This is a genomic window from Paenibacillus sp. T2-29 (genome assembly GCF_052921365.1).
The window spans coordinates 946763-961961 of the sequence record NZ_JBREVE010000001.1 but is presented as its reverse complement, the minus strand read 5'-3'; the positions used below and the strand labels follow the sequence as shown (position 1 = coordinate 961961).

The 15199-nt window shown below is 44.2% G+C and carries 16 protein-coding genes; 13 read left to right on the top strand and 3 right to left on the bottom strand.

Going from position 1 to position 15199, the window contains the following annotated elements:
- Positions 1-84 precede the first annotated feature (84 nt).
- The 5 genes from ACU1JV_RS04695 (at position 85) to ACU1JV_RS04675 (ending at position 3321) form a co-directional block, all read left to right on the top strand.
- Positions 85-339, top strand: coding sequence for a hypothetical protein (locus tag ACU1JV_RS04695; protein WP_240664064.1), 255 nt, complete (start codon positions 85-87; stop codon positions 337-339).
- Between the two features lie 89 nt (positions 340-428).
- The gene (locus ACU1JV_RS04690; protein ID WP_058829958.1) at positions 429-1052 is read left to right on the top strand and encodes a class I SAM-dependent methyltransferase; all 624 of its coding nucleotides are present in this window, start codon (positions 429-431) and stop codon (positions 1050-1052) included.
- A gap of 137 nt (positions 1053-1189) precedes the next feature.
- Positions 1190-1558, top strand: a complete 369-nt coding sequence (locus ACU1JV_RS04685) for a hypothetical protein (protein ID WP_413986736.1) — start codon at positions 1190-1192, stop codon at positions 1556-1558.
- 90 nt (positions 1559-1648) lie between these two features.
- Positions 1649-2248: a YdeI/OmpD-associated family protein gene (locus tag ACU1JV_RS04680; RefSeq protein WP_413986735.1), complete on the top strand. Its 600-nt coding sequence runs from the start codon at positions 1649-1651 to the stop codon at positions 2246-2248.
- 68 nt (positions 2249-2316) lie between these two features.
- A complete protein-coding gene (locus ACU1JV_RS04675; protein WP_413986734.1) occupies positions 2317-3321 on the top strand; it encodes a phosphotransferase enzyme family protein in 1005 nt (334 codons plus the stop codon).
- Between the two features lie 140 nt (positions 3322-3461).
- Here ACU1JV_RS04675 and ACU1JV_RS04670 read toward each other — a convergent pair whose 3' ends face one another.
- Positions 3462-4325, bottom strand: coding sequence for a sulfurtransferase (locus ACU1JV_RS04670; RefSeq protein ID WP_413986733.1), 864 nt, complete (start codon positions 4323-4325; stop codon positions 3462-3464).
- A 74-nt stretch (positions 4326-4399) separates the two neighbouring features.
- Entirely contained in the window at positions 4400-5344 is a 945-nt protein-coding gene (locus ACU1JV_RS04665) for a DMT family transporter (RefSeq protein ID WP_413986732.1), read from the bottom strand.
- 233 nt (positions 5345-5577) lie between these two features.
- Between ACU1JV_RS04665 and ACU1JV_RS04660 the strand changes: the two genes are divergently transcribed.
- From ACU1JV_RS04660 to ACU1JV_RS04630, 7 genes are all read left to right on the top strand, one after another.
- Positions 5578-6483 (top strand): hypothetical protein, encoded by a 906-nt coding sequence (locus ACU1JV_RS04660; RefSeq protein ID WP_413986731.1) that lies wholly within the window; start codon positions 5578-5580, stop codon positions 6481-6483.
- Between the two features lie 212 nt (positions 6484-6695).
- Positions 6696-7409, top strand: a complete 714-nt coding sequence (gene dapD, locus ACU1JV_RS04655; RefSeq protein WP_129549677.1) for a 2,3,4,5-tetrahydropyridine-2,6-dicarboxylate N-acetyltransferase — start codon at positions 6696-6698, stop codon at positions 7407-7409.
- 182 nt (positions 7410-7591) lie between these two features.
- On the top strand, positions 7592-8728 hold the full coding sequence (locus ACU1JV_RS04650; protein WP_090738682.1) for an N-acetyldiaminopimelate deacetylase: 1137 nt from the start codon (positions 7592-7594) through the stop codon (positions 8726-8728).
- 76 nt (positions 8729-8804) lie between these two features.
- Positions 8805-9914: an ABC transporter ATP-binding protein gene (locus ACU1JV_RS04645; protein WP_058829950.1), complete on the top strand. Its 1110-nt coding sequence runs from the start codon at positions 8805-8807 to the stop codon at positions 9912-9914.
- Entirely contained in the window at positions 9904-10716 is an 813-nt protein-coding gene (locus tag ACU1JV_RS04640; RefSeq protein ID WP_013372270.1) for an ABC transporter permease, read from the top strand. Before ACU1JV_RS04645 ends, ACU1JV_RS04640 begins: the two co-directional genes overlap by 11 nt.
- Positions 10706-11527 carry an ABC transporter permease gene (locus tag ACU1JV_RS04635; RefSeq protein ID WP_013372269.1) on the top strand — a complete coding sequence of 274 codons (822 nt, stop codon included), beginning with the start codon at positions 10706-10708 and terminating at the stop codon, positions 11525-11527. Before ACU1JV_RS04640 ends, ACU1JV_RS04635 begins: the two co-directional genes overlap by 11 nt.
- Positions 11524-12597, top strand: a complete 1074-nt coding sequence (locus ACU1JV_RS04630) for an ABC transporter substrate-binding protein (RefSeq protein WP_013372268.1) — start codon at positions 11524-11526, stop codon at positions 12595-12597. The genes ACU1JV_RS04635 and ACU1JV_RS04630 overlap by 4 nt, the downstream gene beginning before the upstream one ends.
- Before the next feature lie 511 nt (positions 12598-13108).
- On the opposite strand, the gene ACU1JV_RS04625 is transcribed toward ACU1JV_RS04630, so the two are convergent.
- Positions 13109-14272, bottom strand: coding sequence for an aminotransferase A (locus tag ACU1JV_RS04625; RefSeq protein ID WP_413986729.1), 1164 nt, complete (start codon positions 14270-14272; stop codon positions 13109-13111).
- Between the two features lie 451 nt (positions 14273-14723).
- Between ACU1JV_RS04625 and ACU1JV_RS04620 the strand changes: the two genes are divergently transcribed.
- Entirely contained in the window at positions 14724-15125 is a 402-nt protein-coding gene (locus ACU1JV_RS04620; RefSeq protein ID WP_413986728.1) for a VOC family protein, read from the top strand.
- Positions 15126-15199: the final 74 nt, after the last annotated feature.

Genomic DNA, 15199 nt, shown 5'->3' with positions numbered 1-15199 from the left:
TTTTTAGCAAACCCCACTTTTGGGGTTCATGAATACAAATACATTATCTAACTAACTCAAATCTGAAAAGAGGGGTCTGAAACCATGAATGAGAAGTCGCAGTTACTAGAGGAGTTCAAGGAATGGATACGTTTTGTTTCTGAGATTCGTGAAATGGATTGGCAAATAAAGATTGCCGAAGATAAATGGTCAGTTCACGATATCGTAAGTCATATACTGCTGTGGGATAAATATTTTTTTGAAGCAGCCATAAATCCGATATTAAATAATATACCTTTGAAGACGACAAGTTTACTAAAGAATATGCTGACGGGAAGTTTACTATACTATCATATTTAAGAGATTTTATCTGGCATGATCAACATCATATAAGACAGATTGATGAGCTTAAAAGAAGAGCTATGTGAGTATATAGGCAGGTGAATAATATGAGAGATTATTGGAACAAAAGGTTTGCTGAAGAAGGAATGATTTGGGGTTGTGAACCAAGTCACACTGTAACCCAAGCTATAGATTTGTTCAAAAAGAATAATGCACATAATATTTTGGTTCCTGGGGCTGGGTATGGGAGAAATACCAAGATGTTCTCTTCTTATTTTGAGGTTGATGGAATTGAGATATCTAGTTCAGCTATAAATCTAGCAAAAGAATGGGATTTAAAAACGAATTTTATTCAAGAATCGGTGTTAGAGTTTCGTACAAGCAAAAGGTATGACGGCATATATTGTTATGATTTATTACATTTATTTTTGTTAGAAGACCGAAAAAAACTGATACAGAATTGTGTGATGCATTTGAAGGAACAGGGAGTGATGTATTTTACGTGTTTTTCTGATCGCGATTTTAATAATGGTGTGGGTAGGAACGTTGAGGAAGGAACATATGAATACAAGAAAGGGAAATATGCTCACTTCTTTACTGAAGAAAATTTAATAGAACATTTTAATGATTTGAATATATTAGAAATGGGTTCCATAAGAGAATGTCTGACACATGCAGAAAAACAACAAGAATATGAATTAAGATATGTAGTTGTTCAAAATATTGGATAGCTATTTCGGGGAAGCAATTCAACAGATACATCAACCGCTTAACTGCCGCAAGTAACAGACGGACTATTAGTCCTAAAGCGCTGGGACATCGTGAATACAGATCGTTATATGTAATTGGAAGCGAAGGGAATAAAAAAATGAGAATGCAAGACAAACCGATAGTAAGTGTTATAGGCTTGGGATTATTTAGTCTGTCACTAGTGGTGCACATTTGTTTTAAATCAATAAGAACAATGGATGATGTAGGGATGGGTATATTATTGTCTCTAGTAAATGCCATATTTCTAGTCTTTCCATTGCTATGGGGAGTATTGGGTGCGGTAGAATTCTCAAGAATAATGAGTTGGAGTGAGAAAATAAAAGAAAGAGAAGTGAACGAAGAAGTAGATTTAGATAAATATAAGAAAAAAACTAAAATATATCTATGCATAAACGTAGTTTATTTATTGCTAGTTATATGTCAATTGGGTTATGTAATTTATAGATGGGATGAGGTGAACGTATAATAAATATAGCAATGTGATGGCTATTCTATAGATTTTCTGTAAATATATATACATAAACATTATGAGTAAATTAATAAGGGGGGAGCAAACATGACAAATAGAGAGGAAATAAATCCTAAAGTTGATGCATATTTAGATAAAGTGAAAAAATGGAAGGCAGAAATGGAGAAGTTGAGAGCGATCATGCTTGACTGCCAGCTCACTGAAGAATTGAAGTGGGGTAAACCATGTTACATGTTTCAGAATAGTAACATAGCTATAATACAAGGATTTAAAGAACACTGTGCGCTTATGTTTTTCAAAGGTGCTTTGTTAAAAGACCCCAATGGTATTCTAATCAAACCTGGGGAGGATACGCAGGCGGGGCGCCAGATACGGTTCACTAATGTTGAAGGAATTGTTGAGATGGAAGCCATCTTAAAGGACTATATTAATGAAGCCATTGAAGTGGAAAAAGCCGGTTTGAAAGTGGATTTCAAAAAGAATACAGAACTCATATTTCCTGAGGAATTTCAGGCTAAATTAGATGAAGATCCTGCCTTGAAAACTGCTTTTGCTGCATTGACGCCGGGACGACAAAGAGCATACGTTATGCATTTTTCTGCGCCCAAGCAATCTAAAACTCGTGAATCAAGGATTGAAAAATGTATGCAGGACATTCTCAATGGAAAGGGATTAAACGATCGATAGAGTCAGTTGATACCGGATCATATGCAGCTGGGTACATCGAATGAATAATGTTGAAGGGAGATATTCATTTGGAAATTTTTCCGTTGGAGATATCTGTACTATCTGCAGATGCACTCCGTGAGTACATTTCAAGAGAATATTTTTCTTATGCCTTACTTAAATGCCGGTTATTTTATAGAGGCATACATGACATATATAGAGTTAATGCAGACGAAAAAGAGTATTTCTTTAAGGTTTACCGTAAAGGAATAAGAAGCATGGAAGAAATACAAACAGAGGTAGATTTGCTCAATCACCTAAAATTATCAGACATTGAAATTACTACACCAGTTACAAGACATGATGGAAAATTTATTTCACAGTTTAACACTGCAAATGGGATAAGGTATGGAGTACTATATACGTCTGTTGGAAAACATGAGTTTAATCAAATTGAGGAAACTGCTGAATTAAACGAGAGACTAGGTAGTTATATTGCTACAATTCATAATGCTTGGGACAAATGTGAGCTTGGAAAAAAACGATGGAATCTAGATGCTGACTCATTTATAGATAATTCTATGGATGCTATAAGACAGTTCTCAACCATTCATGATTTTGACCTGCATTTTTTAGAGGAAGTAGCAAAGAATGTGAGCGATAAACTAGAGTGTTTGACTGTTGAAAGACCGCAATATGGTATATGTCACGGCGACATATATAGTGGGAATATCCGAGTTGACGCTAACAGTAATCCTATCCTTTTTGATTTTGATTTCTGTGGAAATGGATGGAGAGCATATGACATATCTATGTATGCTTTCCCATTTGGCATGGGATGTGACGAAACAAAACTACAAAAGAGAGCGGAACGAAAATATCAATTCTTAAATGGATATAACAAGGTTAGAGCAATGAGTCAAAGTGAAGTAGATTCTATTGCCCTCTTTATTCCCTTCAGAAGAATTTTTAATATTGGTACTCTATACATTTCTTATCTTCCAAATACTTGGGGAGACTCTGCTGTCATCAAAAATGTCGATGAAGATATTAAACTGCTTCAAAAGTGGTTGGAATTAAACCCTATATTTTAATTAGTACGATAAGTTAATGGTGACCATATTCGGAAATCAACCCAGAGCCCTTTGCAAAATTAAGCAAACACACTGCCATGAGCTCAATCGCTTAAGGCAGTGTGTTTGTCTTTAGAACCTGTATATCTGTTAAAAATGGATTATTCCTGTCCAGTCGCCACCGGATTTTCCTCATAGCTGATCCAATCGCTCCAGCTCCCCGGATAGAGTCTTACATTACTAAATCCTGCCTCATTCAAGGCCAGGACATTCGGACAGGCGGATACGCCTGATCCGCAATATACGATGATCTCAGCGTTCTGATCAAGGTCTGAGAAAAGCTGTTTTAACTGCTCTGCGTTTTTAAATGACCCCTTTTCATCTAAGACCTCTTTCCAGAAGAAATTCACTGCACCGGGAATATGCCCCGCTGCTTGATCTATGGGCTCTTCCAGCCCCAGGTAGCGCGGACGCTCTCTGGAGTCGATCAATATAGGTGAAAAACCGATATAGGAGCCAACAGGAACAGAAGTTTCGGATATACGTTGTACTTCTTTCATACTTGTGAGCATTTGTGGCTGAACATTTGCCACAAAGGTTGAGGGAATGCGAATCGGCTGGTCTGCCGTAACGGGGAACTTCGCTTCCTTCCAGGCACTGTAGCCTTCTTCCAGTACGTATACCTGTTCATGCCCGAGGTAGCGTAGAAGCCACCAGAAGCGGGAGGCCATCATGCCCCCTTGGTCATCATAAGCAACGATGCGTGAAGCGGAGTTGATCCCAGCACGACTCAAACGTGCGGCAAGTGTATCCACATCAGGTAGCGGATGGCGGCCACCATGCTTGCCTAGAGGAGCGGTAAGGTCTTCTTCCAAATCGAAGTGAACCGCCCCTGGGATATGGTCTTCATTAAATTCGTTTCGTCCAGCTCCGGCTTGTCCAAGCAGGGAACGGCAGTCGGCAATGATTATATCAGGTTCGTACAATCGGGCCAGCAACCAGCGTTTGGATACGATGGATTTCATAGAGGATTCCGCCTTCCTTTTTTTAATAGTAAATTTAATCCATTGAGTATGGTTTATGAAAATGGGGTAATAAGCTAAGAGTTAGCCTTCAGGGGGTGCTCAGTGCCGGGCAACTCACTTTGGTGGACAACTTGCTTTTTAAAATCCGCTCCGTATCGGATAAAAACCCATACCCCGAACAGGATAAAAAAGCCTGCACCAAATTGCAAAATAGACAACCTCTCCCCGAGCAGCACCCAAGCCAGCAGGGAAGAAATAACGGGCTCACCGAGTACCGCCATCGACACCGCAGTGGCGTTAATGTATTTGAGCAGCCAGTTAAACAGGTAATGTCCGAACAGCGTAGGTACAATGGCAAGCAGCAGGAACAGCCCCCATTCCCGTGGTGCATATCCAGTAAAAGGTATAGTATTGACCACATTATACAGCGCTAGCGATGTGGCTGCGATGATAAAAACCCAAAAATTATAGACAAAAGCGCTCAAATGCTCGCGCAGATGCTTGCCCATCAGCATATGGATGGACACGGCGACCATACCCAAAAAGGACAGTGCATCGCCGAGCAGGGCTTGTCCTGAGACATGAAAATCTCCTGCACCGATAGCCAGTGAGCCGACAAAGGCCATGCCCATTCCGAAGAGCATAGCGCGATTCGTGCCTGTCCGGAAAAACAAAAAAGAACCGAGCATGACAAGGATCGGTTCCAATGTCATAATAACAGTAGAGCTTGCAACGGTGGTCAGTCGCAGCGAGCCCATCCACAGCAAGAAATGCAGCCCTAGGGCGATACCGGACCAGAGGATCATCATCCACTGCTTGCGAGTGAGGCTGAATAGCTCGGTGCGGTATTTCCAGACCAATGGCAGCATCAGAAGATTGGTCAGGTACAAACGGTACATAGCGATGACGGACACCTCGGCTTCAGACCATCTGACGAAGATCGAGGAGAACGAAATAGCGATAATACCTATGATGTATAATAATTCAAAGGAAAACGACGGTTTGTGTGCTTGATTCATGTGGCAGCTCCATCCGTATGGAAGAAAATAAATACGTTAATATTCCTTCTAACGGTATCTCGAAAATGAGGTTTAATATAGCCCATTATACCGTACCTGGCATCCCCATGGTATTAGGATTTTGCAAAATCCTGAGAATATAATAAACGGGAGCGAGAGGAAAGGATTTTAAGTGATATGCTGTATAGAACTTTTGCTGCACAAGCTCGTCTATCATCGTGGAGGTGGATTTTATGAAAAAACACAACACATTTTCAATCATACTACTGACTGTCGTTGCAGCGCTGGCTCTATCAGCCTGTGGTACGAAACCGCAAACCAATAACAATGCACCTCAAGGGGCAGACAAACCGCAAACGCAACAGCCGCAAGTCGCACCAGAGCCGGTCGCCGAGTCGCAGGTTAAAAAAGGCACAGGTGTATACAACGGAGCTGCTGACCCGCATACGGTAGAGATTGAAACCAATGGCGAAGCCCAATCCTTCCAACTGGGGGAAGGACTGGACACAGTAATTGCTGGACTTAAGGAAGGTGATCCAGTAGCGTTTGAATATACCGAAAAAGCAGTAGAGGGCGACGCGACAGCGAAGCAACTGACTTTAACGAAAATACAAAAGACAGAGGCTGCAACAGATAGCAATCAAAACGGAAGCTCTGGTCAACAAGTAGGCGGGGAACGCACGAAAACTCAAACTTTTGAGCTTACCCTTGAAGGGAAAAAGGAAAAGCAGACAGCAACTTTGGCAAAGGGAGAGGGCTATTCGTTGTATGTGTTTGATCCGATGTCCCTGTTTCCCGATCAAAACCGTGTCGCTTTAGCGGTAGATGATAACTACTACGCCGAAATTACGAAGCTGCCCTCCAACTTTAATTTAGATGAGCTTCAAAAAGATGGCGAGAAGGACCTGGCTTCCATAGGCAAGGTACAAAAGCTGGACAAAGCAGCCGTGCCTCAAGCGCTGACCAGCAGCCGTCTGTTCTTGCAAACGAACGGTTCGAAGATCACCCAACAATATATTGTTGTGGAAAATACTACGGGCGCTTTCAGCGTGAAAGTGAACATTCCACATGGTGAACCTGCTGAAGGATTCGAATCCTTCATTTATACATCGCTGGAGAGCCTGCAAGCTAATAAATAATCCTGTTTAAAATTAAGGTGGTCGCTGGCTTATAATCATGAATTTAAGGCAGTCAAACTGCTGAAAATTGTTGTTTTACGTACTGGATTAGCGATTCGAAGGTCTAATCTGTAATTGCGAGACCTGCACTTTTGTGCTATAAAGGATGAGAGAATAAGATCATTCCGGCTTGCGAAGTCGTATGAAGCGATGAAGGAGTTGTTAGATTTAATATGTCCATCGAAATGAATACACAAGAAGTCATCAACGTGATTAAAAACAGCAAGAAAAAGACGCCTGTTAAAGTATATGTAAAAGGGGCTTTGGCTTCCGCATCTTTTGGCGAGAATGTTCAAGCTTTTATTTCTGGAGACAGCGGTGTGGTATTTGGTGATTGGGCCGATATCAAGCCTATACTGGATAGCGCAAACGCGAAAGAAGAAGATTATGTGGTGGAAAATGACCGCCGTAACTCTGCTGTTCCAATGTTGGATCTGAAAGGCATTAATGCACGCATTGAGCCAGGCGCCTATATCCGCGATATGGTGGGCATTGGTAACAACGCCGTCATTATGATGGGCGCAGTGATTAACATTGGCGTTACGATTGGTGAAGGCACAATGATTGATATGAATGCTGTACTGGGCGGTCGTGTTAAAGTCGGCAACATGTGCCACATCGGTGCAGGCGTTGTCCTTGCAGGTGTCATTGAGCCACCATCCGCACAGCCTGTTATCGTAGAAGACGAGGTATTGATCGGTGCGAACTCGGTTGTACTGGAAGGCGTACGCATTGGTAAAGGTGCAGTTGTTGCAGCCGGAGCGGTTGTAACTGAAGATGTGCCTCCATACTCCGTAGTAGCTGGTACACCTGCACGTGTAATCAAACAGGTCGATGACAAGACCAAATCCAAAACTGAGATTTTGAAAGAACTGCGCGTTCTGTAAGAAGGCAACGTTTTTTAGGTACCAAAGGTGAACGATTCCTTGTCAGGAGCATGATGCACTGACAGCATAACTTAGGGACGAAGCACAACGGACAAGGCTCGGCGGCTGCGCCGGGCTTTTGTCCTTTTATTCTTTTGCCCGATAAGAGCTGATGAGCTATAAAGAGGAGGCGTAGCAGCATAATGAGCACAGCCGATGATCGTTCTTTTGTTCAAATACGAAGGGATCTGCATCAAATTCCCGAACCAGGGTTTGAGGAATATAAAACACAACGATACTTGCTGAACTACTTGGAAACGCTCCCTCAGGAGCGGCTGGACATTCGTACATGGCGTACGGGCGTGTTAGTACTTATTCATGGAACGGCTCCTGAGCGCCGCTATGGATATCGTTGTGATATGGATGGTTTACCGATTGAGGAAGAGACGGGTTACGATTTCCGTTCGACTCATCCCGGCTACATGCATGCTTGTGGTCACGACTTACATATGACGATTGGATTGGGAATTGTAACACACTTTGCGAGTCATCCGATTAAGGATGATCTGGTCGTGTTGTTTCAACCAGCTGAGGAAGGACCTGGTGGAGCCTTGCCTATGCGGGACAGCACGGAGCTGGCCGACTGGATGCCGGATGAAATTGTCGCATTGCATGTTGCACCAGAATATCCTGTAGGCACCATAGCCACTCGCCCGGGCATCCTATTTGCCAATACATCGGAGCTTTTCATCGACCTCAAGGGTACGGGGGGGCATGCGGCGTATCCACACAAGGCGAATGATATGGTAGTGGCTGCTTGTCAGCTGGTGGGACAATTACAAACGGTGGTAGCCCGTAATGTGAATCCACTGGATGCAGCGGTCATTACTGTTGGTAAGGTTAGCGGAGGCACGAAGCAGAATATTATCGCGGAAACCGCTCGTTTGGAAGGTACGATCCGAACGTTGTCTGCCGATACGATGACGCTGGTTAAATCGCGGATTGAGGCGCTGGTGCGCGGTGTGGAAGCTGGATTTGAATGCCAAGCGAAGATTCATTATGGCTCCAATTATTTGCAAGTATACAATGAAGCCAAGGTGACTGAGGAATTCATGAAATGGGTTAGTAATCGGCAGGATGTGCAGCTTGTTGAATGCGGAGAAGCGATGACCGGAGAGGACTTCGGGTATTTTCTGGAACGAATTCCTGGCCTGATGTTCTGGCTTGGCGTGGATACGCCTTATGGCTTGCACCATGCCAAGCTGGAGCCTGCAGAGGAAGCCATCGAGGTAGCTATCCGTGTGTTGACAGACTATTTTACATGGAAGTCACAAGGGTGAATGATACGGTCTGAATAATTATGTTTAATGAAGAGAATGTGGTGGAATGAAGTCGAATTTTTTGAAGGAGGGTGTTATGGGAGAGCAAACCATCATCCGATTCGAACGGGTGACCAAACAATATGACAACGATCCCCCAGTGCTGGCGGATGTCAGCTTTGAGATTGAGCGTGGCAAATTTTATACACTGCTGGGTCCTTCCGGCTGTGGTAAAACGACGATTCTGCGTATGATTGCAGGTTTTGCAGAGCCGACAGAGGGCTCTATTTATTTGAATGGAAAACTCATTAATCGTGTTCCAGCCAATGAACGGCAGGTCAATACGGTTTTTCAGGATTATGCGCTATTTCCACATCTGAATGTGTTCGAAAATGTCGCTTTTGGTCTGCGGATCAAAAAGATGAACAAAAAGGAAATTCAAGAGAAGGTGACACAGGCGTTGTCCTTTGTCAATCTGGAAGGCTACGGCGAACGGGAAATTTCTGAAATGTCCGGGGGACAGCGGCAGCGTGTAGCTATTGCACGGGCTATCGTCAATGAGCCTGATGTTCTCTTGCTGGATGAACCATTGTCGGCACTGGATTTAAAGCTGCGGACAGAAATGCAGTATATTTTGCGTGAAATGCAGCAGCGACTTGGAATTACTTTTATATTCGTTACGCATGATCAGGAGGAAGCACTGGCCATGTCAGACGAAATTTTTGTCATGAACAAGGGCAAGATCGAGCAGAGTGGGACGCCAAATGATATCTATGATGAGCCGATTAATCGGTTTGTTGCTGATTTTATCGGCGAATCGAATATTGTTCCTGGACGTATGATCGCGGATTACCAAGTGGAATTCAACGGTCGACAGTTTGAATGTGTCGACGGAGGATTGCGTCCGAACGAACCTATTGAAATTGTAATTCGGCCAGAGGACTTGGAGATTACCAGTGTTGCTGAAGGCAAGCTGCGTGTTCAGGTGGATACCCAATTGTTCCGTGGAGTTCACTATGAAATAAGCTGCTATGATGATTCAGGACAGGAATGGCTGGTGCATTCTACCAAAAAGGCGGAGCTGGGAAGTGAAATCGGTCTGCGATTTGACCCGGAAGCCATTCATGTCATGCGGTTCGGGGAAACAGAGGAAGAATTCGATCGGCGCCTGGAAGCCTATGAAGAGGTGGATCAGCATGTCCGGTAATACAAGAGCAGCGTATCTGCTGCCTTACTATTTATGGATTGTGCTGTTCGTGGCAGCTCCAGTTGTACTTGTATTTTACTATTCACTGTTTGATGTGGATGGTCATCTCACATTCAGCAACTATGCTCAGTTTCTGACACCTGTTTATTTAAGCATGACGCTTAGCTCGTTTTGGTATGCATTTCTCATCACTGTATTTTCACTGCTCGTGGCGTATCCGGCGGCATATTTGCTTACTCGCACCAAGCATAAGCAGCTGTGGCTGTTGCTCATTATTTTGCCGACCTGGATTAACCTGTTGCTCAAAACGTATGCTTTTATCGGGATTTTCGGGACTTATGGTCCGGTAAATGCGGTATTAGGCATGGTTGGGTTGGGCGGTCAGCAAATATTGTTTACCAGCTCCAGCTTTGTGTTTGTATCTGTTTATATTTTTGTGCCTTTTATGATTTTGCCCATCTATAACGCGTTGGAAGGTTTGAATCCTTCACTGCTGGACGCAGCCCGTGATTTGGGGGCCTCCAAATGGACCGCATTTCGCAGGGTTATTTTTCCGTTAACACTTTCGGGTGTGCGGTCTGGTTGTATGGCTGTGTTTATTCCAGCGTTGTCGCTGTTTATGATTACCCGTCTGATTGCAGGTAACCGTGTGATTACGCTGGGGACGGCGATAGAGCAGCATTTTCTAGTTACTCAGGACTGGGGTATGGGCTCAACAGTGGCTGTGTTCCTGATTTTGGCGATGGCGATCATTATGCTGCTCACCTCGCGAACGAAACGGAGGGTGCGGCATGGTAAATAAAAACCGATTCGGGAATATATATTTGGTGATTGTTTTTCTCGTGTTGTATGCGCCTATCTTGTATTTGATGTACTATTCCTTCAACAGCGGCGGGACCATGCACGAGTTTGAAGGCTTTACACTTCAATATTACAAAGAGGTGTTTGCAGACACCCGCTTGATCATTATTGTTATTAACACCTTAGTAATCGCTTTGCTGTCGTCTGCGTTGGCTACGATTATTGGTATCATGGGTGCGCTGGCTATTCATCAGATGCAGAACCGTCGAGTCAAAAATACGTTGTTGTCGCTCAACAATGTACTGATCGTGAACCCGGACGTCATTATTGGCGCTTCCTTCCTCATTTTGTTCACGATGGTTGGCATTAAGCTGGGTTTTTACTCTGTTTTATTATCCCATATTGCGTTTAGTGTGCCGATTGCGGTCATTATGATTTTGCCGCGCCTTCAGGAAATGAGCCCATCCCTGGTGGACGCTGCGCGTGATTTGGGTGCCAGCCGGCTGGATGTGCTAACCAAGGTGATTTTGCCCTTTATCAAGCCAGGGATTTATGCAGGCTTTTTTATGGCGTTAACGTACTCGCTGGATGATTTTGCGGTGACCTTTTTTGTGACAGGCAGTGGCTATTCGACCTTATCGGTGGAAATATACTCACGGGCCCGTCAAGGGGTTTCCTTGTCCATCAATGCGCTGTCCACGCTCATATTCCTGTTTACTGTGCTGCTGGTGGTGGGCTATTACTTTATTATGCGCAAGGCGAATCGTAATGGTAAAAAAGAGCCTGCGGCGGAAATGGGGGTGCCTAGATGAAGTCGCTTGTACGCGTGTTTCTGTCCATTTTCATCATCTCGTTTGGTCTGATGGGCGTGGCAGCCTGGTTGAACTCCAGTCAAGGCTACTCCGGTGGTAACACACTGACGGTGTACAACTGGGGAGACTACATTGATCCTGAGCTGCTGGAACGGTTTCAGAAGGAGACGGGGATTACCGTCATTTATCAGACATTTGATTCCAATGAGGCGATGCTGACGAAAATCGAGCAGGGAGGAACTTCGTTTGATGTAGCGGTTCCCTCGGAATACGCTTTGGCTAAAATGAAGCAAGAACATCTACTGCTCCCGTTGGACCATAGCAAGCTGCCGAATTTGAAGCATGTAGATTCTCATTATCTAAACCTTTCGTTTGATCCAAATAATCAATATTCGGTTCCGTATTTTTGGGGTACAGTTGGGATTGTGTTTAACCCGGAGCTGACCAAAGGCATTGATTTTCATAGCTGGGATGGCCTATGGGATCCGAAGCTGCGTAATAACCTGTTGCTGGTTGATGGAGCTAGGGAGATTATGGGCATGTCGCTGAACAGTCTCCACTATTCCTTGAATGATACAAACAAGGCGCATTTGCAGCAAGCTTTGACGAAGCTGGAAAAGCTAGCGCCTAATGTCAAGGCTGTGGTTGGCGACGAGATTAAAATGCTGCTAGCTAACGAGGAAGCTGCTGCTGGAGTTGTATGGTCCGGTGATGCGTCCGAAATCATGGATCAGAACGATAAGCTGGATTACGTCGTGCCAGATGAAGGGTCCAACCTGTGGTTTGATAATATAGTTATTCCAAAAACGGCTACCCATGTGGATGCGGCTCATAAATTTATCAATTTTATGATGCAGCCCGATGTAGCCGCTCAAAATGCTGAATTTGTGGGTTATTCCACACCAAACAAGGATGCAAAGAAATTGCTGCCTGAAGATATTTCTGGCGATGAGCGGTTCTATCCTCCATCTGAAATTACAGATAAGCTTGAAGTATACGATAACCTAGGCAAGCGAATGCTCGCTCATTATAACGAATTGTTCCTGCAATTCAAAATGCATTTAAAGTAGGAGAGTGGCGTGTGGATACGGGGTGGTGCTTTAAAGGCCGCTGCGGAGGCGGATGGTGCTTACCATCGCTGTTAAATTCCGATTTTTATGTTACGTATAAAGGTGAAAATCGGAATTTAAAGGCGACCGCTTCGCTTGTCCAGCACCATTCCGCCCCCTTCGCTGCGCCGTGCTTAAAGCAACGTACCCCTGAATCCCACGCCGACGGTGAGGGAGTAGTGAAAGCAAACAGGCCCTTGAACCACCCGTGTAGGTGATTCAAGGGCCTGTTTTGTTTACTCACCGCGTGAGGCGGGTGAGTAATGTTTTTAACCCTACCACTCCACACACGTTAGATAATTGTGGGACTTTAAGGCGGACAGTGAAGCGAAGCGGGCCATTTGAATCTGTAGAAGCGGCAGCGTTCGCTTTTGCGGTGGGATTCTTACCTATAAGTGTTTTATCCATTCAAGAATCCCATCAACAACGGCGATCGGAAGATCAAATGGACTGCGTAGCGCCTCTAACCACCTTAACCCCTCACGATTCCTCTAACAAACTTCTCTATTTTATCCAACCCTTGCTCCAGTACATCCTGTCCGTAAGCGTAAGATAAGCGAATGTAACCTTCGCCATAAGAAGAAAAAGCATCTCCCGGGACGACGGCTACTCCTTGCTCTTCCAGTAGCTTCAAGGTGAAGTCCATCGAGCTTAATCCAAAATGGGCGATGGAAGGGAAAAGATAAAAGGCTCCCTCAGGCTTCTCCAGCGGAATCCCCATATCTGTCAGTCTTCCGTGTACATAGTCACGGCGTTTGCGGTACTCTTCGCGCATCGGAAGTGCATCATCCACCCCAACGGTCAGGGCTTCCAGTGCTGCATATTGGCTAATTGAGCTAGCACAGGTCACGTTGTACTGATGTACTTTGACCATGTGCTGTGTAATCTCGGCGGGTGCAAGTGTAAAACCAATGCGCCATCCTGTCATGGAATGTGATTTGGAGAGACCGTTAATGACGATGGTACGCTCCCGCATACCTGGAAGAGTTGCAATAGATACGTGCGGTGTATCGTAAATAAGTTCGCTGTATATTTCATCTGAAATGATAAACAGATCGCGTTTCTTGAGTAAATCCGCGACTGCTTCCAGTTCTTGGTGACTCATCACCCGTCCGGTTGGATTCGAAGGATAGCCGAGAATGACTGCTTTTGTCCGCTCAGTCAGATAAGGCTCCAGCACTTCTGCCGTTAGCTTGAATCCGCTGTTGCGGGTGTCAGCCAACACTGGAATGCCACCTGACAAACGGATCAATGGCTCATATCCTGGGTAAATCGGCACAGATAGAACAACTTCGTCTCCGGGTGACAAAATTGTGCGCAGGGTAATATCCAGCGCTTCACTGGCTCCGTTCGTCACGATAACCTCATCTTGTCCACGGTAATTCAGGCCGTATTTGCGGGCTACAAACGCTGCTGCAGCTTCTCGTAATTCCGGCAGTCCCGGATTAGGTGTATAAGTGGTTCGGCCTTCATCAATCGCCCGATGGGCAGCTTCCATAATATGCGCAGGGGTAGGGAAATCCGGCTGCCCAATCGTTAATGACAGAGTTCCGGGTAATGCGGCAACTTTATTGGCGATTTTGCGAATGCCGCTGATTTGAATATTTTTGACCTGGTCGTTAAGCAAATGCTCCATAGCGTGTGTGCCACCTTTTTCTGTATTAGAACAAGTTTACAATAATATGATCTGATTATGCTACGGCAAGAAGAATTCATTTTACATATTTAAGGTACTAAATTGGCTAATTTGTGGTATCTTAAATATAGGATATGTTTGTAAGCGTAATCATAGGAAAAATGAAGAGAGGGGAGCTTCTATATTCAAGAGTTGGATGATCGAGTGGATCAGGATGAAAAAACATCTGAAGCCATTTTGATGTACTAGCCTAGTCATGGTGTAAAGCTAGGAGATAAGGTAAGCATTGGTAGTTCGGTGAAAAACACACGGAAAGAGCGTAGGCAAGCAAGCCAATTGACTTATCGACCATAGAACTATGTAAATGTCAGATTGATTGACTTTGTGAGATAGTTAAGTTATCTTTTGTGGAGAAGTCGTATGCTAAAGTAGAAGGAAGAGGTGAAGCGTCGTGGGAGTAACAGCTAAACAAATCTTTGTGAATTTACCAGTTAAAAACCTGCAACACTCCATTGATTTTTTCACTACCATCGGATTTGAATTCAACGCTCAGTTCACGGATGAACATACAACCTGCATGGTTGTTAGTGAGCATATTTTTGTCATGCTATTGGTTGAAGAACGTTTTAAAGCATTCACTACAAAGGAAATTTCAGATGCCACGAAAAGCACAGAAGCGATTGTTGCTCTTTCGGTGGAGAGCCGAGAAAAGGTAGACGAGATCGTCCACAAAGCTTTGGAAGCAGGCGGCAAACCCTCAAATGAGCCTCAAGATCATGGTTTTATGTATGGATGGAGCTTTCAGGATTTGGATGGTCATCTGTGGGAGTTCTTTTATATGGCAGAGCAGTAATAGAAGTAAGGGTAATTAAGTAAACAAAGTATGATGGGAAGTAATCTGTCCTAAAAAGATAGTTTACTTTCTTT

What these genes read in the sequence shown, in the direction of transcription:
- ACU1JV_RS04695 (WP_240664064.1), top strand. Translation starts at nt 85, where the DNA reads ATGAATGAGAAGTCGCAGTTACTAGAGGAGTTCAAGGAATGGATACGT.
- ACU1JV_RS04690 (WP_058829958.1), top strand. Translation starts at nt 429, where the DNA reads ATGAGAGATTATTGGAACAAAAGGTTTGCTGAAGAAGGAATGATTTGG.
- ACU1JV_RS04685 (WP_413986736.1), top strand. Translation starts at nt 1,190, where the DNA reads ATGAGAATGCAAGACAAACCGATAGTAAGTGTTATAGGCTTGGGATTA.
- ACU1JV_RS04680 (WP_413986735.1), top strand. Translation starts at nt 1,649, where the DNA reads ATGACAAATAGAGAGGAAATAAATCCTAAAGTTGATGCATATTTAGAT.
- ACU1JV_RS04670 (WP_413986733.1), bottom strand. Translation starts at nt 4,325, where the DNA reads ATGAAATCCATCGTATCCAAACGCTGGTTGCTGGCCCGATTGTACGAA.
- ACU1JV_RS04665 (WP_413986732.1), bottom strand. Translation starts at nt 5,344, where the DNA reads ATGAATCAAGCACACAAACCGTCGTTTTCCTTTGAATTATTATACATC.
- ACU1JV_RS04660 (WP_413986731.1), top strand. Translation starts at nt 5,578, where the DNA reads ATGAAAAAACACAACACATTTTCAATCATACTACTGACTGTCGTTGCA.
- dapD (WP_129549677.1), top strand. Translation starts at nt 6,696, where the DNA reads ATGTCCATCGAAATGAATACACAAGAAGTCATCAACGTGATTAAAAAC.
- ACU1JV_RS04650 (WP_090738682.1), top strand. Translation starts at nt 7,592, where the DNA reads ATGAGCACAGCCGATGATCGTTCTTTTGTTCAAATACGAAGGGATCTG.
- ACU1JV_RS04645 (WP_058829950.1), top strand. Translation starts at nt 8,805, where the DNA reads ATGGGAGAGCAAACCATCATCCGATTCGAACGGGTGACCAAACAATAT.
- ACU1JV_RS04640 (WP_013372270.1), top strand. Translation starts at nt 9,904, where the DNA reads ATGTCCGGTAATACAAGAGCAGCGTATCTGCTGCCTTACTATTTATGG.
- ACU1JV_RS04635 (WP_013372269.1), top strand. Translation starts at nt 10,706, where the DNA reads ATGGTAAATAAAAACCGATTCGGGAATATATATTTGGTGATTGTTTTT.
- ACU1JV_RS04630 (WP_013372268.1), top strand. Translation starts at nt 11,524, where the DNA reads ATGAAGTCGCTTGTACGCGTGTTTCTGTCCATTTTCATCATCTCGTTT.
- ACU1JV_RS04625 (WP_413986729.1), bottom strand. Translation starts at nt 14,272, where the DNA reads ATGGAGCATTTGCTTAACGACCAGGTCAAAAATATTCAAATCAGCGGC.